Here is a 20,503-nt window from a genome sequence, read left to right as displayed (position 1 = left end):
CGGACTGTGGGCACAATTGGCATGGCTTCGCAGACTGGCCTACAGCGCGCAACGGATGGGGAGGCGGGAACGACGGTGGCGGAACGTAGCACGGCTGCCGTCGACGTGGCCGACAACAGCGGCAATGAGCCGCTGACCGCTCAGGCGGCACAGGCCACGTCCGACGGGGTGGACACCCAGAACGGACGAGCCGCGGACGGACCCATGCCCGACAAGGACGGCGAACGCAGCAACGCGGCCCCTGCGGCCGCACCCGAACTGCACAGCGGACACAAGCTCGCCAGACGGTATCGGCTGGAAGAGTGCGTCACCCGTGTGGACGGATTCAGCAGTTGGCGCGCGATGGACGAGAAACTGCGCCGGGCCGTGGGTGTGCATCTGATGCCCGCCGACCACGCGCGCGCTCGCTCCGTCCTGGCCGCCGCCCGGTCCTCCGCCCTGCTCGGCGACCCGCGGTTCGTGCAGGTCCTGGACGCCGTGGAGGAGAACGACCTCGTCTACGTGGTCCACGAGTGGCTGCCCGACGCCACCGAGCTCACCGCCCTCCTCGCCGCCGGCCCCCTGGAAGCCCACGAGGCCTACCAGCTCGTCAGCCAGGTCTCCCAAGCGATGGCCGCCGCGCACCGTGAGGGTCTCGCCCATCTGCGGCTGACGCCCAGCGCGATACTGCGCACCTCCACGGGCCAGTACCGCATCCGCGGCCTCGCCGTGAACGCCGCCCTGCGCGGCATCACCAGCGAGACCCCGCAGCGGGCCGACACCGAGGCCATCGGCGCGCTCCTGTACGCCGCCCTCACCCAGCGCTGGCCGTACGAGAGCGACGCGTACGGCCTCACCGGCCTGCCCAAGGGCGTCGGTCTGATCGCCCCCGACCAGGTACGCGCCGGTGTCCACCGGGGCCTGGGCGAACTCGCCATGCGCGCGCTCGCCAACGACGGGGCCACCGCCTCCCGTCAGGAACCCGCCTGCACCACCCCGGACGAGCTGGCCAAGGCCGTGGCCGCGATGCCCCGCATCCGGCCGCCGGAGCCCGCCTTCACCGCCCCGCCCGAGTACCAGCACACCACCTACCAGCAGGGGAACTACGGCCGTCCCACGCCTCCTGGCGTGAACGCCGCGCAGAACCGGCCCGTCGCGCCTCCGCCGCCCCCGCTGCAGAGCCGTACCGGCCGGGCGCTGAAATGGGGCGTCGCCGCCCTGCTCATCGCCGCCCTCGGCTTGGGCAGCTGGCAGCTGGCCGACACCCTTCTGGATAAAAACAGCCAGAAGGGCAACAGCGGCACCAGCAACAACCCCAAGACCGGTACCGACGACAACCCGAAGCAGCCCGAACCCGGTAAGCAGCTGCAGATCACGAACGCGTCCGAGTTCTCCCCGCACGACGAGGCGACCAAGCCGAAGGACGCCGGGAAGACCGTGGACGGCAACCCGGACACCGCCTGGGTCACCCTCCAGTACCTGGGCTACCCCAGGTTCGGAAATCTGGACGAACGCAAGGACGGCAGCGGCATCATCGTCGACCTCGGCAGTCTCCAGAACGTGTCCGGACTCGACGTCGCTCTGCACGCGGCCGGCCAGGAGGTCGAGGTCCGCGCTGCGCCGCAGGGGGCCTCCCATCCCACTTCGCTGTCGGACTTCAACCAGCCGATCAGCAAGCTCGAGCGCGCCGGCAAGAAGCTCCAGGTCACGCTCCAGGATCCGGTGCTCACCCGGTACGTGCTGGTCCACATCACCGAACTGCCCGCCGACGGTGAGGGCGGCTACCGGGGCGGTATCAGCGAGATCAAGGTGCTCGGCCCGTCGTCCTGACCACACCCGCCCGGCCCTGCGCGGCCGCTCGGTGGCCGGGCCGCGTGATTCTTTACGCGCCCCGGCCGACGCCCCTAGGCTCCACCGGGGGAGGAAGCAGGGTGTGATGCGAGAAGGAACCACGGAGGGCAGCAGCGACCAGGAACTCCTGGCGCTGCACACCGCGGGGGATCCCGACGCCTTCGGTGAGCTCGTGCGGCGCCACCGCGACCGGCTGTGGGCCGTGGCGTTGCGGACCCTCGGCGATCGGGAGGAGGCCGCCGACGCCGTACAGGACGCCCTGGTCTCGGCCTACCGGGCCGCCCACACCTTCCGCGGGGACTCCGCCGTCACCACCTGGCTCCACCGCATCACCGTCAACGCCTGTCTGGACCGCGCCCGCAAGGCCGCCTCACGCCGGACCGCGCCGCTCGACGACACGGACCGCCTGGAGCGCCTCCTGGAGCCCCATGAGTCCGCGGAGGCCCCTGCGGAGCGCCAGGACCTCCATCGCCAGCTCCTGGCCGCTCTGAGCACCCTCCCGGCCGATCAGCGCGCCGCGCTGGTCCTCGTCGACATGCAGGGGTACCCCGTCGCCGAGGCCGCCCGGATCCTCGACGTCCCCACCGGCACCGTGAAGAGCCGGTGCGCACGCGGCCGGGCAAAACTCGTGCCGCTCCTCACTCATCTGCGCACGAATGCCGGGGATAACACCGTCACCGAGCGGGGAAGGAACCGGACGCCGGGCCCACCCGTCCCACCAGCGGCAGAACCCAGGCATCCAGACCCAGACACTGTGAAGGGCGGAGGTGGACGACCGTGACCCCGCCCACTGGCAGGTCCGGCACGACCGGCACGATCCGGCACCCGGACGTCTCGGAGATCTCCGATCTGACCGAAGGTCTTCTCTCCCCGTCCCGTACCGCCGAGATCCGCCGCCATCTCGGCGACTGTGCCCTGTGCGCCGATGTCCGCGCCTCCCTGGAGGAGATCCGCTCCCTCCTCGGCACCCTTCCGGGCCCGGCCCGGATGCCCGCCGACATCGCCGGCCGGATCGACGCGGCCCTGGCCGCAGAGGCTCTTCTCGACGCCACCCAGCCGCGGGTCCAGGCCGCACCGGCCGACCGGCCCCGTATGCCGGACCGCGATGTTTCACGTGGAACGTCGCCCGCCGGTCACCCGACCGGCCCAACCGGCCCCGGGCGCCGCCGGGCGCGCCGCCGGATCGCCGTCCTCGCCGGTCTGGCCGGGGCAGCCGCCTGCGCCCTGGGTATCTTCCTGTTCGTCGACTTCTCGGGCGCCCCCACCCACGGAACCGCCGCGTCCGACTCCGCGGCACGTCCTTCCGCCGCCGCTGCCGCGGGCGAGGACAACTACACCGCTCAGGGACTCCAGGACAGCGTCCGGCAGCTCATCGCGGGGGGCCAGGGCGCCAAGAACGTTCCCGAGGAGCAGAACAACACCCTCGGGCTGGAGAACACCACCCCTGGTGACAAGCGGGCAGCGCCTTCCATCCCGGCCTGTGTCCAGCAGGCCACCGGCCGGCCCGACACCCCGCTCGCCACCGAACGCGGCAGCTACCAGGGCACCCCCGTCTACCTCCTCGTCCTGCCGCACCCCGCCGACTCGGCCCGCGTGGATGCCTACCTCGTCGACACGGCGTGCGAGCGGACCGGTTCGGCAGACCCCGGAAAGGTCCTTCTGAAGAGCACCTATCCGCGGTAGCCGAGGCGTTCGGGGCCGTTGTGGAGCGGGTGGGGAATGCATGCGCCGTAGGATCCGTTGGGTGGGGTGAGAGTCCGCACCGGCCCCCGGTAGGCAGTACGCAGTCCGCAGAGACGAGGAAGAAACCCGTGAGCGACGTTCGAAACGTGATCATCATCGGCTCCGGGCCGGCCGGTTACACCGCCGCCCTGTACACCGCACGCGCTTCGCTCAAGCCGCTGGTCTTCGAAGGTGCCGTCACCGCTGGTGGCGCCCTGATGAACACCACCGAGGTGGAGAACTTCCCGGGCTTCCAGGACGGCATCATGGGCCCCGACCTCATGGACAACATGCGTGCTCAGGCCGAGCGCTTCGGCGCCGAGCTGATCTCGGACGACGTCGTGGCCGTGGACTTCAGCGGCGAGATCAAGACCGTGACCGACACCGCCGGCACCGTGCACCGCGCCAAGGCCGTCATCGTCACCACCGGTTCCCAGCACCGCAAGCTCGGCCTGCCCAACGAGGACGCCCTCTCCGGCCGCGGTGTCTCCTGGTGCGCCACCTGCGACGGGTTCTTCTTCAAGGACCACGACATCGCCGTCGTCGGCGGCGGCGACACCGCGATCGAGGAAGCCACCTTCCTCTCGCGCTTCGCCAAGTCCGTCACGATCGTCCACCGCCGTGACAGCCTGCGCGCCTCGAAGGCCATGCAGGACCGCGCCTTCGCCGACCCGAAGATCAAGTTCGCCTGGGACAGCGAGGTCGCCCAGATCCACGGTGACCAGAAGCTCTCCGGCCTCACCCTGCGCAACACCAAGACCGGTGAGACCTCCGAGCTGCCCGTGACCGGCCTCTTCATCGCCGTCGGCCACGACCCGCGCACCGAGCTCTTCAAGGGCCAGCTCGACCTCGACGAGGAGGGCTACCTCAAGGTCGAGGCTCCCTCCACCCGGACCAGCGCCACCGGCGTGTTCGGTGCCGGCGACGTCGTGGACCACACCTACCGTCAGGCCATCACCGCCGCGGGCACCGGCTGCTCCGCCGCACTCGACGCCGAGCGCTTCCTCGCCGCGCTCGCGGACGCCGAGAAGGTCCACGCAGCGGTCTGACCGTCCTGACACCCGCACCTCCCCATCCCACACCCCGCAGGAAAGAAGAAGGAGGCCGCTGTGGCCGGCACCCTCAAGAACGTGACCGACGCTGACTTCGACGAGCAGGTCCTCAGGAGCGACAAGCCCGTACTGGTGGACTTCTGGGCCGCCTGGTGCGGACCGTGCCGCCAGATCGCGCCGTCCCTCGAGGCGATCGCCGCCGAGCACCCCGAGATCGAGATCGTCAAGCTCAACATCGACGAGAACCCGGCCACGGCCGCCAAGTACGGCGTCATGTCCATCCCGACGCTGAACGTCTACCAGGGCGGCGAGGTCGCCAAGACCATCGTCGGCGCGAAGCCGAAGGCTGCCATCCTGCGCGACCTCTCCGAGTTCGTCGAGGTCAAGACCGCCTGACGCGGTCGATGTTTCACGTGAAACGGGGCCGCCCCTTCCTGGGGCGGCCCCGTTCCGCGTCTCGCGCTCACAGCGGCCGCAGCGCCGGCTCCTTGCGCGCCGCGCCCAGCAGCCGGTCCAGCGCCAGCTCCACGTCTTCCTTCCAGGACAGCGTGGACCGCAGCTCCAGCCGCAACCGCGGATGCACGGGATGCGGCCGTACCGTCTTGAAGCCCACCGCCAGGAGATGGTCCGCCGGCAGCAGACACGCCGGGCCCTCCCAGTGCGCGTCCCCGAACGCCTCGATCGCCCGGAACCCCCGCCTCAGCAGGTCCTTGGCCACCGTCTGGACCATGACCCGCCCCAGGCCCTGCCCCTGGTACCCCGGCATGATCCACGCGGTGATCAGCTGCACGGCATCGGGCGAGACCGGGCTGGTCGGAAAGGCAGTGGCCCGCGGCACGTACGCCGGCGGAGCGTAGAGGACGAAGCCCACCGGAATCTCGTCCACATAGACCACTCGGCCGCAGGATCCCCACTCCAACAGGACGGCGGAGATCCACGCCTCCTTCTCCTGCGCCGGAGTACCCGCCTTCACCGCGGCCTCACCACTGACCGGGTCCAGCTCCCAGAACACACAGGACCGGCAACGACGAGGCAGGTCCTGGAGGTTGTCCAGCGTGAGCGGTACCAGCCGACGACCCATGACGGCATCGTATCCACTGGTCGATCGTTCTTCGACAGCAAAGCGAAGGGGCGGATCGCGTCGGTGTGCACCGTCGCGATCCGCCCCTCGTCGGCCCGGAGATCACTCCCCGGCAAGACCCTGATCCAGCACCCGGCCCTCGCCCGGCGCCAGCGTCCCCAGAATCCGCTCCAGATCCTCCATCGAGGCGAACTCGACGGTGATCTTGCCCTTCTTCTGGCCCAGATCCACCTTCACCCGCGTCTCGAACCGGTCCGACAGCCGAGTCGCCAGCTCGCTGAGCGCCGGAGCCACCCGGGCACCCGCACGCGGACCCTTCGGCTTCACCGCACTCGACGGCTCCGAAGCCATCAGCGTCACGATTTCCTCGACCGCACGCACCGACAGACCCTCGGCCACGATCCGGTGAGCCAGCTTGTCCTGCTCCTCGGAGTCCTCCACCGAGAGCAGCGCACGCGCGTGCCCGGCCGACAGCACACCCGCGGCCACCCGGCGCTGCACCGGAGGGGAGAGCTTGAGCAGCCGCAGCGTGTTCGACACCTGGGGACGCGAACGCCCGATCCGGTCGGCCAGCTGGTCATGGGTGCAGTTGAAGTCCTTGAGCAGCTGGTCGTAGGCCGCGGCCTCTTCCAGCGGGTTCAGCTGAGCCCGGTGCAGGTTCTCCAGCAGCGCGTCCAGCAGCAGCTTCTCGTCGTCCGTCGCCCGGATGATCGCCGGGATGGCCTCCAGGCCAGCCTCGCGGCAGGCACGCCAGCGCCGCTCACCCATGATCAGCTCATAGCGGCCGGGGGCCGACTGCCGCACGACCACCGGCTGGAGCAGGCCCACCTCCTGGATGGAGGTCACCAGCTCGGCGAGCGCGTCCTCGTCGAACACCTCGCGCGGCTGGCGCGGGTTCGGCGTGATCGCGTCCATCGGGAGCTCGGCGAACGTCGCCCCCGCCACCACATTGCTCTCGGGTTCGGGCTGGAGCTGGGGCTCCGGGTCTGCCACCGGGACGACCGCGAGCGATGTTTCACGTGAAACATCGGCCTGTACGAGCGTAGCGAGCTTCGCCGCCGCGACCCCCCGCTCCGAAGCCAGCGTCGGCACCGCCGACGGGGACGTCGACCCGGCACCGATCACCGGCGGCGTCTTCTCCTGCGGAGCTGCGGGAATCAGCGCACCGAGCCCCCGTCCCAGACCCCTACGTCGCTCACTCACTGGATCCCCTCCGCCACACTCTGCGTGCTGTTCGTGCCCGGGCCCAGATGGGCGTGCCGAGCGTCGTACTGAATGCCGACCCCCCGATACGCGATCTCTCGCGCTGCCTCCAGGTAGGAGAGGGAACCACTGGAACCCGGGTCGTACGTGAGCACCGTCTGCCCATAGCTCGGCGCCTCGGAAATGCGCACCGACCGGGGGATGCTCGTCCGCAGCACCTCCTTGCCGAAGTGGCTGCGCACCTCCTCCGCCACCTGCGAGGCCAGCCGTGTCCTGCCGTCGTACATCGTCAGCAGGATGGTGGACACATGGAGCGTCGGGTTGAGGTGAGCACGCACCAGATCGACATTCCGAAGCAGCTGACCCAGGCCTTCCAGTGCGTAGTACTCGCACTGGATCGGGATCAGCACCTCCGCGCCGGCCACCAGTGCGTTCACCGTCAGCAGGCCGAGCGAGGGAGGGCAGTCGATCAGGATGTAGTCGAGAGGCTGGTCGTACGCCTGGATCGCCCGCTGGAGGCGGCTCTCCCGCGCCACGAGCGACACCAGCTCGATCTCCGCACCCGCCAGGTCGATCGTGGCCGGGGCGCAGAAGAGCCCCTCCACGTCCACCACCGGCTGGACGACCTCCAGCAGCGGCCGGCTGTCCACGAGCACGTCGTAGATGGACGGCACGTCGGCGTGGTGGTCGATCCCCAGCGCTGTGGACGCGTTGCCCTGCGGGTCGAGGTCGACCACCAGGACCCGTGCACCGTGCAGCGCGAGTGAGGCCGCCAGGTTCACGGTCGTCGTGGTCTTGCCCACGCCGCCCTTCTGGTTGGCGACCACGATGACCCGGGTCTGATTCGGCCGGGGCAGCCTCTCACCGGCGCGCCCCAGCGCCGCGACCGCCTGCTGGGCAGCTCGGCCGATGGGGGTGTCGTTGTCTACAAGAGGCGGAGGCAATGTTTCACGTGAAACATCCTCACCCGCCGGTTCAGAGCGGGGCCCGGGGACCGGATCGGCCATGGGCCCCGCGAGGTTGGCGTCGGACCGCACGGTGTCACTCTCCTCGACATCAGGCTCGCGATGAACAGAGCCTCCCATGTCACCCGGGTCGCGAACCAGCGGGGCCCGTACTCCTGTGGATGAATCCACCGATGTGGACAACTCTGTCCCCCTTGCGTCCTTGCGCTGGCGGGGGGACGCAGCCGCACGACCGCGGCTGATGATTCCGTGCAGCAGAGAGCGACGTTTCACGTGAAACACGATGCCCGGAGGGAGTCTTCCGGCCGCTACGACACTCCGAAATCCATACCTATAGGGCCCAACACGGATGAAATCTCCCGTGCGGGCCCCGGCCATCGGCGAATCAGCGGAGAATCACCGGCGTCGGCGGGTGCGTCCCACCCGGGCCGCCTTAGCCCGCTTGGCCGCGAACCTCACCCCTCCAGGGCTCTCTCCGACCTCGACCCGCACCACCGTCGACAGCGGGTCCACCAGACCCTCGCCCACGTGCAGCACCGAGGTCTTCACCACACCCAGCTTCGCCAGCGCCGTCTTCGCCGACACCAGTTCCTCATCCGCGGTGTCGCCCTTCAGCGCGAGCATCTCGCCGTACGGCCGCAGCAGGGGCACACCCCAGCCGGCCAGCCGGTCCAGCGGAGCCACCGCCCGCGCCGTCACCACGTGCACCGGCTGCAGCTTGCCCAGGACCTCCTCGGCCCGCCCCCGCACCACCGTGACGTGGTCCAGGCCCAGCAGCTCCACGGCCTCCTGGAGGAAGGTCGTACGCCGCAGCAGCGGTTCGAGCAGCGTGATCTTGAGATCCCGTCGCACCAGGGCGAGCGGGATTCCGGGCAGACCCGCGCCCGAGCCCACGTCGCACACGGTGACGCCCTGGGGCACCACCTCCGACAGCACAGCGCAGTTCAGCAGGTGCCGCTCCCACAGCCGCGGCACCTCACGCGGCCCGATCAGGCCCCGCTTGACTCCTGCGTCCGCCAGCAGCTCCGCGTACCGCACAGCTTCCGGGAAAAACTCACCGAACACCGCGCGCGCCTCTTCAGGCGCCGGGGGAAGCTCAGCTGCCTCCGTCACGGGGACCGTCCTTCCGTACCGCATGGTTCTGAAAAAACCACGTCTTCAAGATGAGGCGTCGTTCACCTGTCAGGCCAGGCTGACAAACATCGGCCCCGCCTGCGACACAGACGGGGCCGAACAACTCGCGCCGACGATCAGGCCGGGAGCACAACGACGAAGCGCTGCGGCTCCTCGCCCTCGGACTCGCTGCGCAGACCCGCGGCCGCAACGGCGTCGTGGACGACCTTGCGCTCGAACGGGGTCATCGGATCCAGCTTCAGCGGCTCGCCGGACGCCTTCACGTCCGCCGCGGCCTGGGCGCCCAGCGCCGCCAGCTCCTCGCGCTTCTTCGCGCGGAACCCGGCGATGTCCAGCATCAGCCGGCTGCGGTCCCCGGTCTCCCGGTGCACGGCGAGACGGGTCAGCTCCTGCAGAGCCTCCAGAACCTCACCGTCGCGGCCCACGAGCTTCTGCAGATCACGGCTGGCCGAGTCACTGACGATCGACACCGCGGCCCGGTCAGCCTCGACGTCCATGTCGATGTCGCCGTCCAGGTCGGCGATGTCCAGCAGACCCTCGAGGTAGTCGGCCGCGATCTCACCCTCCTGCTCGAGGCGGGTCAGGGTGTCGCCACTCTCAGCGGCGGCGGTGGTGGTGCCTTCCGTCACGGGAGGGACTCCTTCTTACTTCTTGGGAGCGGGCTTGCTGGGGGTCTGACGCTGCGACTTCGACTGGCGCTTCGGCTGCTGCCGCTTCGCGGCACCGCCGCTCGCCGCATCCGAGTCTGCCGTGGCCTCGACACTCTTGATCACGGAGCCGTCGGGCTGCGCGGCCATGCCCTGCTTGGTGAGGGCGGCGATGAACTTGCGCTCGTTGTCGTTGCGGTCCGGGCCCTTGGCGACGATCGCCGCGACGACCCGCTTCCGGCCCCGGCCCTTGAGCTCACCGTGCGTGCTGATCTGCTTCAGCAGGCGGGTCAGGTACTGGTCCTGCGCCTTGCTGCCCGGCGTCGGGTTCTGGTTGATCACGTACATCTGCTGGCCCATGGTCCACACGTTCGTGGTCAGCCAGTAGACGAGAACACCGACGGGGAAGTTGATGCCCATGACCGCGAAGATCACCGGGAAGATGTACATCAGCATCTTCTGCTGCTGCATGAACGGCGTCTTGACCGAGAGGTCGACGTTCTTCTGCATCAGCTGACGCTGGGTGTAGAACTGCGACAGCGACATCATGATGATCATGACGGCGGTCACGATCCGGACGTCCGTCAGGGTCGCGCCGAGGGCGGCGACCTTCTCCGGGCTGTCCATGAACTTCGCGGCGATCGGCGCACCGAAGATCTTGGCCGCACGGGCGCTGTCGACCAGCTGCTGGTCCATCGCACCGACCGGCTTGCCATCGGCGATGTTCGACAGCGTGTGGTACAGCGCGAAGAAGAACGGGGACTGCGCCAGGATGGGCAGGCACGAGGAGAGCGGGTTGGTACCCGTCTCCTTGTACAGCTTCATCATCTCTTCGGACTGACGCTGCTTGTCGTTCTTGTAGCGCTCCTGGATCGCCTTCATCTTCGGCTGGAGCGCCTGCATACCGCGCGTCGCCTTGATCTGCTTCACGAAGAGCGGGATCAGGCAGATACGGATCAAGATCACTAGGGACACGATGGACAGGCCCCAGGCCAACCCACTCGACTCACCGAAGATCGCCCCGTACAGCGAGTGGAACTGAACGATGATCCACGAGACGGGGTAAGTGATAAAGCTGAACAGACTGGCAATCGTGTCCACTAATCAGGCTCCTTGAGCATTGCGAGATCTACGCAACGCACTGCGCAGCTGCTCGTGCCAACGCGGGCGTTTACGGGGTGGGACGTGGTCCACGCCACCCGGGGACCACGGATTGCACCGCAGGATCCGCCAGGCGGTCAGGGCCGTCCCCTTCACCGCACCATGCCGGTCGATGGCCGTGTACCCGTAGTGCGAACACGACGGGTAGTAACGGCACACCGGCCCGAGCAGCGGACTGATCGTCCACTGGTACAGCTTGATCAAAGCGAGCAGCGGGTACTTCATCGAGCCACGCCTCCCAGGAGCCGCACCAGAGCGGCATCCAGGTCCCGGGCCAGCTCGTCGGGGCCGGCATCACCCGCTCCGGGCAACGCGCGTACCACCACCAGGCTACCGGCGGGCAGCTGAGACAGCCGCTCCCGGACCAGATGGCGCAGACGGCGCTTGACCCGGTTACGTATCACGGCGTTGCCGACAGCCTTGCTGACGACGAAACCCGCACGCGTCGAGGGATCGATCTCCCCCGACTCGTGCGGGTCCGTTGCACCGCTTGTACGTAGATGGACGACGAGGAGCGGGCGACCAGCCCGACGACCTCGGCGTACCGCGCTCGCGAAGTCCTCGCGCCGCCTCAGCCGATTTTCGGGAGACAGCACGACGTCACGACCTGCGTGTTGTTACGCGGAAAGGGCGGCGCGGCCCTTGCCACGACGGTTCGCGAGGATCGCGCGACCGGCACGGGTACGCATCCGCAGGCGGAAGCCGTGGGTCTTGGCACGACGGCGGTTGTTCGGCTGGAAGGTGCGCTTGCTCACTCGGGGGCTCCAGAGAATGAATCGTTGTGGCGGGACATCGCCTGGCTGTCACCGTGCGCCCACGAGGAAACTCGCGTGTTCGCCCGAGTGGCACCGCTAAATGATCACTATCAGTGACCTTCGCCCATCGGTAGGCAGGCGGCAGCAGCCATCGACAACTCGACCTCGTTACGGTACGCGCGGCTACGCCATCCGGTCAAACCGAGCCGACGTGGCCCCACACTGTGCACAGGCTGTGGACAACGACTTGAACCGTACCCGCTGGCCTGACTACCGTTGTCCGACCCCGGTTTTTTTGTCCCGACCGTCCCAAAGAACCACACATTCGTGGGACCCCTGTGAGAGAGCGTGCTCTGTGGCTGACGTACCTGCCGATCTTGCCGCAGTGTGGCCAAGGGTGCTCGAAAAGCTCCTCGGGGAGGGACAGCCGGGGATCGAGCCCAAGGACAAGCAGTGGGTCGAGCGGTGCCAGCCCCTGGCACTCGTCGCCGACACCGCGCTGCTGGCCGTCCCCAACGAATGGGGCAAGCGCGTCCTCGAAGGCCGCCTCGCCCCGCTGATCAGTGACGCCCTCAGCCGTGAGTGCGGCCGCCCCATCCGGATCGCCATCACCGTGGACGACTCCGCCGGCGAGCCCGCGCCCCCCGCCCCGCCCGTCCAGCAGCAGGGCGGGTACGAGCCGTACGGCGGCCAGCGCCCCGGCGGCGGCCCCGGCGACGACCAGCTGCCCACCGCCCGCCCGGCCTACCCGGACTACCAGCAGCAGCGCCCCGAGCCCGGCGCCTGGCCCCGCGGCGGCCAGCAGGACGACTACGGCTGGCAGCAGCCGCGCCTCGGCGGTTTCCCCGAACGCGACCCGTACGCCTCCCCGCAGCCGGGCTACCTCCAGCAGCCCGAGCCCTCCGGCTACGACCAGGGCTCCTACGAGCAGCAGAAGTACGAGCAGTCCCCGTACGAGTCCCAGCAGCAGCACCAGTCCCATCAATACGAGCAGCCGCCGTACGAGCCCCAGCAGTACGAGCAGCCGGCGCCGCGCCAGGCCCCCGGCCGGCCCGCGGCGCCGTCCCCGTCCGGCGGCTCCACCTCGGGCCCGCTGGAGCCGACCGCGCGGCTGAACCCCAAGTACCTCTTCGACACCTTCGTCATCGGCGCCTCCAACCGCTTCGCGCACGCCGCCGCGGTGGCCGTCGCCGAGGCACCCGCGAAGGCTTACAACCCCCTCTTCGTCTACGGGGAGTCGGGCCTCGGCAAGACGCACCTGCTGCACGCCATCGGGCACTACGCGCGGAGCCTCTACCCCGGCACCCGGGTGCGGTACGTGAGCTCCGAGGAGTTCACCAACGAGTTCATCAACTCCATCCGCGACGGCAAGGGCGACGCGTTCCGCAAGCGCTACCGCGAGATGGACATCCTGCTCGTCGACGACATCCAGTTCCTCGCGAGCAAGGAGTCGACGCAGGAGGAGTTCTTCCACACCTTCAACACGCTCCACAACGCCAACAAGCAGATCGTGCTCTCCTCCGACCGGCCGCCCAAGCAGCTGGTCACCCTGGAGGACCGGCTCCGCAACCGCTTCGAGTGGGGCCTGATCACCGACGTCCAGCCGCCGGAGCTGGAGACCCGTATCGCGATCCTGCGCAAGAAGGCCGTCCAGGAGCAGCTCAACGCCCCGCCGGAGGTACTGGAGTTCATCGCCTCCCGCATCTCGCGCAACATCCGCGAGCTGGAGGGGGCGCTGATCCGGGTCACGGCCTTCGCGAGCCTCAACAGGCAGCCGGTCGACCTGGGCCTCACCGAGGACGTCCTGAAGAACCTGATCCCGGGCGGCGAGGACAGCGCGCCGGAGATCACGGCCTCCGACATCATGGCGGCCACCGCCGACTACTTCGGCCTGACCGTGGATGACCTGTGCGGCTCCTCGCGCAGCCGGGTCCTGGTCACCGCCCGGCAGATCGCCATGTACCTGTGCCGGGAGCTCACCGACCTCTCACTGCCCAAGATCGGGGCGCAGTTCGGCGGCCGCGACCACACGACCGTCATGCACGCGGACCGCAAGATCCGCGCTCTGATGGCCGAGCGCCGCTCCATCTACAACCAGGTCACCGAGCTCACCAACCGCATCAAGAACGCCTGAGCGCGGCCCCCCGACACCCGGTTCGGGGCCCCTTCAGGGCCCCCTTCAAACGCATCCAGAGGGCGCTCCCGGTCCGCAACGGGGGCGCCCTTCTTCGTTCGCGCGCCCCTGACCTGTTCGAATACGCCCCCGCTGGAGCAACTCATCCACAGATTGGGAGACTTTCTTCCGTCCACACCCTGGGGACGGGTCGCGTCACCCACAATCTGTCCACAGGCATGCGGGGTGAGGCTCCATCAGGGCTGGTCAGCCCCCTGTGGAATTGTGCACAACCGTCATCCACAGACTGTGGACAAACATTTCGTCCACAGCCCTGTCCACGGCGTTGTCCACCGTCGGCCCACAGGTTTCCACGCCCTGTGCACAGGATGCGCGGCCTTCTCCACACCCTTGTCCACTGTTCGGCAACGCACCACCCCCTCTCACCGCCCGGAGTGAAAGCGGTCACACGGATGTAGACGTTTGGGTTGTGGAGTACCGGGGGAAAGCTGGGGACACACCTGTGGAGTAATCGGGGTCCCCTGGGGACAGCCTGTGCAGAACTTTTCGTTCTCCACAGAGACACGGGGTTGTCCACCGGTGCCGCCCACAGGGTCGGTGGATAAAAAACCGGGGTTGACCTGCGAGAACGGGCTTATCCACCGTTTCCACAGGCCCTACTACTACCCCCATAGAGAGTTAGGCCGGTTTCGGTTTTCAAGCGGGTCCTGTGCACAACTCGTCGATCGCCCGCCCCGACGCCTCGCTCCCGACTTGACCGCCGGCCGCACCGAGTGTCGGCGCCGTACGTCAGACTGGTCCCCGGCATCGGTCGAGGCATCGACGAGCCGACGACGAAGGCCGGCAGACGAGCGAGCAACAGCAGGAGGCGGTTCCGGTGAAGATCCGGGTGGAGCGCGACGTACTCGCGGAGGCGGTGGCTTGGGCCGCCCGTAGCCTCCCGGCCCGGCCGCCGGTGCCCGTTCTCGCGGGCCTGCTGCTCAAGGCCGAGGAGGGCACCCTGAGCCTCTCCGGCTTCGACTACGAGGTCTCGGCCCGCGTCTCCGTCGAGGCAGACGTCGAGGAGGACGGCACCGTCCTGGTCTCCGGCCGGCTGCTCGCCGACATCTGCCGCGCCCTTCCCAACCGCCCGGTGGAGATTTCCACAGACGGTGTACGGGCGACCGTGGTCTGCGGCTCCTCCCGATTCACACTCCACACCCTGCCTGTGGAGGAATACCCGGCACTGCCGCAGATGCCGACCGCGACCGGCACCGTGGCCGGCGAGGTCTTCGCCTCCGCCGCCAAGCAGGTGGCCACCGCCGCCGGCCGTGACGACACGCTGCCGGTACTGACCGGTGTCCGCATCGAGATCGAGGGCGACCGCGTCACCCTGGCCTCCACCGACCGCTACCGCTTCGCGGTCCGCGAGTTCCTGTGGAAGCCGGAGAACCCGGACGCCTCGGCCGTGGCCCTGGTGCCCGCCAAGACGCTCCAGGAGATCGCCAACTCGCTGACCAGCGGTGACACCGTCACCCTGGCGCTGTCCGGCTCCGGCGCGGGCGAGGGCCTGATCGGTTTCGAGGGCGCCGGCCGCCGCACCACCACCCGGCTGCTCGAAGGCGACCTGCCCAAGTACCGGACGCTCTTCCCGACGGAGTTCAACTCGATCGCCGTGATCGAGACCGCGCCCTTCGTCGAGGCCGTCAAGCGCGTGGCCCTGGTGGCCGAGCGCAACACCCCGGTCCGCCTCAGCTTCGAGAAGGGCGTGCTGATCCTGGAGGCCGGTTCCTCCGACGACGCACAGGCTGTGGAAAGGGTCGACGCCCAGCTGGACGGCGACGACATCTCGATCGCCTTCAACCCGACCTTCCTGCTGGACGGCCTGAGCGCGATCGCCTCCCCGGTGGCCCAGCTCAGCTTCACCACGTCGACCAAGCCCGCGCTGCTCAGCGGCCGCCCGGCGATCGACGCGGAGGCCGACGAGGCCTACAAGTACCTGATCATGCCGGTGCGCCTGTCCGGCTGACGCCCGACCTGTGGATGCCGGGCCCGGTCTCGCACGCGGCGGGACCGGGCCCGGCATCGTCCACAGGCTGGGGAGGGCGCCGGGATGACCGGGAATCCCGGGAACCCCGACCGGCCGCCATGGAGCGCCCGCAAGGCCCGCCGCCACGGCCCGGCGTAGGCTCGGATCCGGTGGGCGACCCCCCTGCGCGTCCGGCTAGGACACGGCCGGGGAAGCCCCGGCAAAGACGGCCACAACGCTTAAGGAACCACCTGATGGAGCTTGGTCTCGTCGGTCTCGGCAAGATGGGCGGCAACATGCGCGAGCGCATCCGCCGCGCAGGCCACACCGTCATCGGATACGACCGCAACCCGGACCTCGCGGATGTCCACAGCCTGCAGGAGCTTGTGGACAGCCTGCAGGCCCCCCGCGTCGTGTGGGTCATGGTCCCGGCCGGTGCGGCCACCCAGTCCACGGTCGACGAGCTCGCCGAGCTGCTGTCGCCCGGTGACATCGTCGTCGACGGCGGGAACTCCCGCTGGACCGACGACGAGAAGCACGCCGAGGAGCTGAAGGCCAAGGGCATCGGCTTCGTCGACTGCGGTGTCTCCGGTGGCGTGTGGGGCCTGGAGAACGGCTACGCGCTCATGTACGGCGGCGCCGCCGAGGACGTGGCCCGTGTGCAGCCGGTCTTCGACGCCCTCAAGCCCGAGGGTGATTTCGGCGCCGTGCACGCCGGCAAGGTCGGCGCGGGCCACTTCGCGAAGATGGTCCACAACGGCATCGAGTACGCCATGATGCAGGCCTACGCCGAGGGCTGGGAGCTCCTGGAGAAGGTGGACTCGGTCACCGACGTCCGCGAGGTCTTCCGCTCCTGGCAGGAGGGCACCGTCATCCGCTCCTGGCTGCTGGACCTGGCCGTGAACGCCCTCGACGAGGACGAGCACCTCGAGCAGCTGCGCGGCTTCGCCCAGGACTCCGGCGAGGGACGCTGGACGGTGGAGGCGGCGATCGACAACGCCGTGCCGCTGCCCGCGATCACCGCGTCGCTCTTCGCGCGCTTCGCCTCGCGGCAGGACGACTCCCCGCAGATGAAGATGATCGCCGCGCTGCGCAACCAGTTCGGCGGCCACGCGGTCGAGAAGAAGTAGCACTCCGCAGTACAGCAGCACAGCACCACAGCGAGCAGTTGGAAGCCGGGGGAGGTCGGCGCCGTATGCACGTTTCGCATCTCTCATTGGCCGACTTCCGCTCGTACGCCCGGGCCGAGGTTCCCCTCGACCCGGGCGTCACCGCTTTCGTGGGCCCCAACGGCCAGGGGAAGACCAACCTCGTCGAGGCGATCGGCTACCTGGCCACCCTCGGCAGCCACCGGGTCTCCTCGGACGCCCCGCTCGTACGCATGGGCGCGGACCGGGCGATCATCCGCGCGGCCGTCGCCCAGGGCGAGCGCCAGCAGCTGGTGGAGCTGGAGCTCAATCCCGGCCGGGCGAACCGGGCCCGGATCAACCGTTCCTCGCAGGTCAGGCCGCGGGACGTGCTGGGGATCATACGGACGGTGCTGTTCGCGCCGGAGGACCTCGCCCTGGTCAAGGGCGACCCGGGCGAGCGGCGGAGGTTCCTTGACGAGCTGGTCACCGCGCGCTCGCCGCGGATGGCCGCCGTCCGCTCCGACTACGAGCGGGTGCTCAAGCAGCGCAACACCCTGCTGAAGTCGGCAGCGATGGCCCGCCGGCACGGCGGCCGCTCCCTGGACCTCTCCACCCTCGACGTGTGGGACCAGCATCTCGCGCGCGTGGGCGCCGAGCTGCTCGCGCAGCGGCTGGATCTGATCGCGACCCTGCTGCCGCTGGCGGACAAGGCCTACGAGCAGCTCGCGCCCGGCGGCGGCCCGCTGGGGCTGGCGTACAAGTCCTCGGCCGGCGAGCCGGTGGACAGCGGCGCGGCGCGCAGCCGCGAGGCCCTCTACGAGGTGCTGCTGGCCGCGCTGGCAGAGGTGCGCAAGCAGGAGATCGAGCGCGGCGTGACCCTGGTGGGCCCGCACCGCGACGACATGGTGCTGCGGCTCGGCGAGCTGCCCGCGAAGGGGTACGCGAGCCACGGGGAGTCGTGGTCGTACGCGCTGGCGCTGCGGCTGGCCTCCTACGAGCTGCTGCGCTCGGAGGGCAGCGAGCCGGTGCTGATCCTGGACGACGTGTTCGCCGAGCTGGACACGCGGCGCCGGGAGCGGCTGGCGGAGCTGGTGGCCCCGGGCGAGCAGGTCCTGGTGACGGCGGCGGTCGACGACGACGTCCCGGGGGTGCTGGTGGGAACGCGGTTCGGGGTGTCCGGCGGTGAGGTGACCCGGCTGTGAACGAGCATGCCAAGGACCCTCAGGAGGGGCGCAGGACCCCGGAGGCCTCCGGGGTGGACCTCGCGCGCCAGGCCCTCGCGGCGGCGCGGGAGCAGGCGCGGGCCCGGGGCAACGCGGCCGTCGGGAAGAAGCGCCAGCAGCCGGGGCTGCGCTCGGGAGCCCGCGCGGACGGCCGGGACCCGATGCCGCTCATGGCGGCGCTGGACCGGCTGCGCACCGAACGCGGCTGGGAGATGCCGATGGCGGTGGCGGGCGTGATGGAGCGCTGGCCGGAGATCGTCGGCCCGGAGATCGCGGCCCACTGTGAACCGGAACGCTACGAGGACCGTGAACTTGTCGTGCGGTGCGATTCCTCGGCGTGGGCGGCGCAGCTGAAGCTGCTGGCCCCGCAGCTGGTCGCGCGGCTGAACGCGGATCTGGGGCAGGGCACCGTACGCCTGATCAAGGTGCAGGGGCCCGGCGGGCGGCCGAAGGGCTACGGGCCGTGGCGGGCGCCGGGCAGCAAGGGTCCGGGGGACACCTACGGGTGACGGGTCCCCTGCGGGCCGCCTGCCGGGTGGACGCAGCCCGCTCCGGGGACCCGGGGCGCCGCCCCGAACCCCGCGCCTCAAACGCCGGCGGGGCTGGTGTGTCCGCAGGGGTCGGCGGGGCTGGAGATCGGCAGATTCGGGTGGTGTCCCTCACGGTAGTCGGAGGTTGACAGCCCGAAGGGCTGGATGCCCGCGTGAGCCTCTTTGAGCCCCTTCCCGGATGTGGGGAGTCGGAGAGAGGAGGTTCAGGGCGGCACATGCGGACTCAGGTACCGGCAAACCCCCATTCATGTCGGTGGTACCGGTAGACTGAAGCAAATCCCGCCCGCTTGCGGGATCCCGCTGACAAACGCTGACAACGCAGATCGACGCAGCCGCTCCTGCTTGCATGCCTGCTGGCCCGGAGTTCGGCCTGTGCTGTGCCAGAAAGGGCGCTTCGTGGCCGATTCCGGCAACCCCAACGACAAGAACGAGTCCACCGCCGACGGCGAGGCCGCCGAGGCAGGTGGGTCTTCGTATACCGGCAGCAACATTCAGGTCCTGGAGGGCCTGGACGCGGTCCGCAAGCGGCCCGGCATGTACATCGGCTCGACCGGCGAGCGCGGTCTGCACCACCTCGTCTACGAGGTCGTGGACAACTCGGTCGACGAGGCCCTGGCCGGGCACGCGGACACCATCGACGTGACGATCCTGGCCGACGGGGGGGTCAAGGTCGTCGACAACGGCCGAGGCATCCCGGTCGACATCGTGCCGTCCGAGGGCAAGCCGGCCGTCGAGGTCGTCCTGACCGTCCTGCACGCCGGAGGCAAGTTCGGCGGCGGCGGTTACGCCGTCTCCGGCGGTCTGCACGGCGTCGGCGTCTCCGTCGTCAACGCGCTGTCCACGCGCGTCGCGGTCGAGGTGCGGCGTGACGGCTACCGCTGGACGCAGGACTACAAGCTCGGTGCCCCGACCGCCGCCCTGGCGAAGAACGAGGAGACCGCCGAGACCGGCACCACGGTCACCTTCTGGGCCGACGGCGACATCTTCGAGACGACCGAGTACTCCTTCGAGACGCTCTCGCGCCGCTTCCAGGAGATGGCCTTCCTCAACAAGGGCCTGACCCTGTCGCTGACCGACGAGCGCGATTCGGCCAAGGCCACCGCGGGCGCCGACGACCCGGACGCGGACGCGGCCGAGCCCCAGGCGCGCACGGTGAAGTACTACTACGAGGGCGGCATCGTCGACTTCGTGAAGTACCTCAACTCGCGCAAGGGTGAGCTCATCCACCCGACCGTCATCGACGTCGAGGCCGAGGACAAGGAGCGCATGCTCTCGGTCGAGATCGCGATGCAGTGGAACTCGCAGTACACGGAGGGGGTCTACTCCTTCGCGAACACGATCCACACGCACGAGGGCGGTACGCACGAGGAAGGCTTCCGTGCGGCCCTGACGGGTCTGGTGAACCGTTACGCGCGGGACAAGAAGCTGCTGCGGGAGAAGGACGACAACCTCGCGGGTGAGGACATCCGTGAGGGTCTGACGGCGATCATCTCGGTCAAGCTGGGTGAGCCCCAGTTCGAGGGGCAGACGAAGACGAAGCTGGGCAACACGGAGGCCAAGACCTTCGTGCAGAAGGTCGTCCACGAGCACCTCAACGACTGGTTCGACCGCAATCCGGTCGAGGCGGCGGACATCATCCGCAAGTCGATCCAGGCGGCCACGGCGCGTGTCGCGGCCCGCAAGGCCCGCGACCTGACCCGTCGCAAGGGTCTGCTGGAGTCGGCCTCGCTGCCGGGCAAGCTGTCCGACTGCCAGTCGAACGATCCGACCAAGTGCGAGATCTTCATCGTCGAGGGTGACTCGGCCGGCGGCTCGGCGAAGTCCGGCCGCAACCCGATGTACCAGGCCATCCTGCCGATCCGCGGCAAGATCCTGAACGTCGAGAAGGCCCGGATCGACAAGATCCT

General features: G+C 69.3%; 20 protein-coding genes. 11 read left to right on the top strand and 9 right to left on the bottom strand.

The genetic code is table 11. From position 1 onward, the window contains the following. The first annotated feature begins 75 nt into the window (after nucleotides 1–75). From ACZ573_RS23555 to trxA, 5 genes are all read left to right on the top strand, one after another. Nucleotides 76–1,809: a protein kinase family protein gene (locus ACZ573_RS23555; protein ID WP_471307189.1), complete on the top strand. Its 1,734-nt coding sequence runs from the start codon at nucleotides 76–78 to the stop codon at nucleotides 1,807–1,809. A gap of 106 nt (nucleotides 1,810–1,915) precedes the next feature. After that, on the top strand, nucleotides 1,916–2,611 hold the full coding sequence (sigM, locus tag ACZ573_RS23550; protein WP_471307187.1) for an RNA polymerase sigma factor SigM: 696 nt from the start codon (nucleotides 1,916–1,918) through the stop codon (nucleotides 2,609–2,611). Next, complete coding sequence (locus ACZ573_RS23545; RefSeq protein WP_471307185.1) at nucleotides 2,608–3,513, top strand: anti-sigma factor family protein; 906 nt, start codon at nucleotides 2,608–2,610, stop codon at nucleotides 3,511–3,513. Before sigM ends, ACZ573_RS23545 begins: the two co-directional genes overlap by 4 nt. A 128-nt stretch (nucleotides 3,514–3,641) precedes the next feature. Then, nucleotides 3,642–4,601, top strand: a complete 960-nt coding sequence (gene trxB / locus ACZ573_RS23540) for a thioredoxin-disulfide reductase (RefSeq protein WP_471307184.1) — start codon at nucleotides 3,642–3,644, stop codon at nucleotides 4,599–4,601. A 60-nt stretch (nucleotides 4,602–4,661) separates the two neighbouring features. Next, nucleotides 4,662–5,000: a thioredoxin gene (gene trxA, locus ACZ573_RS23535; protein ID WP_301368988.1), complete on the top strand. Its 339-nt coding sequence runs from the start codon at nucleotides 4,662–4,664 to the stop codon at nucleotides 4,998–5,000. Between the two features lie 67 nt (nucleotides 5,001–5,067). Here trxA and ACZ573_RS23530 read toward each other — a convergent pair whose 3' ends face one another. From ACZ573_RS23530 to rpmH, 9 genes are all read right to left on the bottom strand, one after another. After that, nucleotides 5,068–5,685 (bottom strand): GNAT family N-acetyltransferase, encoded by a 618-nt coding sequence (locus ACZ573_RS23530; RefSeq protein WP_150258246.1) that lies wholly within the window; start codon nucleotides 5,683–5,685, stop codon nucleotides 5,068–5,070. A gap of 102 nt (nucleotides 5,686–5,787) precedes the next feature. After that, a complete protein-coding gene (locus tag ACZ573_RS23525; RefSeq protein ID WP_471307182.1) occupies nucleotides 5,788–6,888 on the bottom strand; it encodes a ParB/RepB/Spo0J family partition protein in 1,101 nt (366 codons plus the stop codon). Continuing rightward, nucleotides 6,885–7,973, bottom strand: a complete 1,089-nt coding sequence (locus ACZ573_RS23520) for a ParA family protein (RefSeq protein WP_471307481.1) — start codon at nucleotides 7,971–7,973, stop codon at nucleotides 6,885–6,887. Before ACZ573_RS23520 ends, ACZ573_RS23525 begins: the two co-directional genes overlap by 4 nt. Nucleotides 7,974–8,249: 276 nt before the next feature. Next, nucleotides 8,250–8,966: a 16S rRNA (guanine(527)-N(7))-methyltransferase RsmG gene (gene rsmG / locus ACZ573_RS23515; RefSeq protein WP_030008407.1), complete on the bottom strand. Its 717-nt coding sequence runs from the start codon at nucleotides 8,964–8,966 to the stop codon at nucleotides 8,250–8,252. Between the two features lie 137 nt (nucleotides 8,967–9,103). Beyond that, on the bottom strand, nucleotides 9,104–9,616 hold the full coding sequence (locus ACZ573_RS23510; RefSeq protein WP_471307179.1) for a Jag family protein: 513 nt from the start codon (nucleotides 9,614–9,616) through the stop codon (nucleotides 9,104–9,106). 15 nt (nucleotides 9,617–9,631) lie between these two features. Next, nucleotides 9,632–10,735 (bottom strand): membrane protein insertase YidC, encoded by a 1,104-nt coding sequence (gene yidC / locus ACZ573_RS23505; protein ID WP_468119610.1) that lies wholly within the window; start codon nucleotides 10,733–10,735, stop codon nucleotides 9,632–9,634. A gap of 3 nt (nucleotides 10,736–10,738) precedes the next feature. Beyond that, nucleotides 10,739–11,020: a membrane protein insertion efficiency factor YidD gene (gene yidD / locus ACZ573_RS23500; protein ID WP_076043740.1), complete on the bottom strand. Its 282-nt coding sequence runs from the start codon at nucleotides 11,018–11,020 to the stop codon at nucleotides 10,739–10,741. Next, nucleotides 11,017–11,391: a ribonuclease P protein component gene (gene rnpA, locus ACZ573_RS23495; RefSeq protein WP_094744568.1), complete on the bottom strand. Its 375-nt coding sequence runs from the start codon at nucleotides 11,389–11,391 to the stop codon at nucleotides 11,017–11,019. The genes yidD and rnpA overlap by 4 nt, the downstream gene beginning before the upstream one ends. Before the next feature lie 21 nt (nucleotides 11,392–11,412). Further along, the gene (rpmH, locus tag ACZ573_RS23490; RefSeq protein WP_008741645.1) at nucleotides 11,413–11,550 is read right to left on the bottom strand and encodes a 50S ribosomal protein L34; all 138 of its coding nucleotides are present in this window, start codon (nucleotides 11,548–11,550) and stop codon (nucleotides 11,413–11,415) included. Between the two features lie 355 nt (nucleotides 11,551–11,905). Between rpmH and dnaA the strand changes: the two genes are divergently transcribed. From dnaA to ACZ573_RS23460, 6 genes are all read left to right on the top strand, one after another. After that, nucleotides 11,906–13,684 carry a chromosomal replication initiator protein DnaA gene (gene dnaA, locus ACZ573_RS23485; RefSeq protein ID WP_471307175.1) on the top strand — a complete coding sequence of 593 codons (1,779 nt, stop codon included), beginning with the start codon at nucleotides 11,906–11,908 and terminating at the stop codon, nucleotides 13,682–13,684. An 877-nt stretch (nucleotides 13,685–14,561) separates the two neighbouring features. Beyond that, the gene (gene dnaN / locus ACZ573_RS23480) at nucleotides 14,562–15,692 is read left to right on the top strand and encodes a DNA polymerase III subunit beta (protein ID WP_030956769.1); all 1,131 of its coding nucleotides are present in this window, start codon (nucleotides 14,562–14,564) and stop codon (nucleotides 15,690–15,692) included. Nucleotides 15,693–15,946: 254 nt separating this feature from the next. Beyond that, nucleotides 15,947–16,822 carry a phosphogluconate dehydrogenase (NAD(+)-dependent, decarboxylating) gene (gene gnd / locus ACZ573_RS23475; RefSeq protein ID WP_030755353.1) on the top strand — a complete coding sequence of 292 codons (876 nt, stop codon included), beginning with the start codon at nucleotides 15,947–15,949 and terminating at the stop codon, nucleotides 16,820–16,822. A 65-nt stretch (nucleotides 16,823–16,887) separates the two neighbouring features. Then, complete coding sequence (gene recF / locus ACZ573_RS23470; protein WP_471307171.1) at nucleotides 16,888–18,024, top strand: DNA replication/repair protein RecF; 1,137 nt, start codon at nucleotides 16,888–16,890, stop codon at nucleotides 18,022–18,024. Continuing rightward, a complete protein-coding gene (locus tag ACZ573_RS23465; protein ID WP_301368962.1) occupies nucleotides 18,021–18,554 on the top strand; it encodes a DciA family protein in 534 nt (177 codons plus the stop codon). The genes recF and ACZ573_RS23465 overlap by 4 nt, the downstream gene beginning before the upstream one ends. 414 nt (nucleotides 18,555–18,968) lie before the next feature. Then, a partial coding sequence (locus ACZ573_RS23460) for a DNA gyrase subunit B (protein ID WP_471307167.1) occupies nucleotides 18,969–20,503 on the top strand: 1,535 nt, incomplete at its 3' end.

The sequence above is a fragment of the Streptomyces sp. NPDC040545 genome (assembly GCF_055595065.1).
The sequence above is the reverse complement of the archived record's forward strand: the minus strand, read 5'-3'. Positions and strand labels throughout refer to the sequence as shown.

Coding starts and splice junctions, on each gene's coding strand:
- gnd (WP_030755353.1), top strand. CDS start 15,947: ATGGAGCTTGGTCTCGTCGGTCTCGGCAAGATGGGCGGCAACATGCGC.
- yidD (WP_076043740.1), bottom strand. CDS start 11,020: ATGAAGTACCCGCTGCTCGCTTTGATCAAGCTGTACCAGTGGACGATC.
- ACZ573_RS23520 (WP_471307481.1), bottom strand. CDS start 7,973: ATGGGAGGCTCTGTTCATCGCGAGCCTGATGTCGAGGAGAGTGACACC.
- recF (WP_471307171.1), top strand. CDS start 16,888: ATGCACGTTTCGCATCTCTCATTGGCCGACTTCCGCTCGTACGCCCGG.
- ACZ573_RS23530 (WP_150258246.1), bottom strand. CDS start 5,685: ATGGGTCGTCGGCTGGTACCGCTCACGCTGGACAACCTCCAGGACCTG.
- sigM (WP_471307187.1), top strand. CDS start 1,916: ATGCGAGAAGGAACCACGGAGGGCAGCAGCGACCAGGAACTCCTGGCG.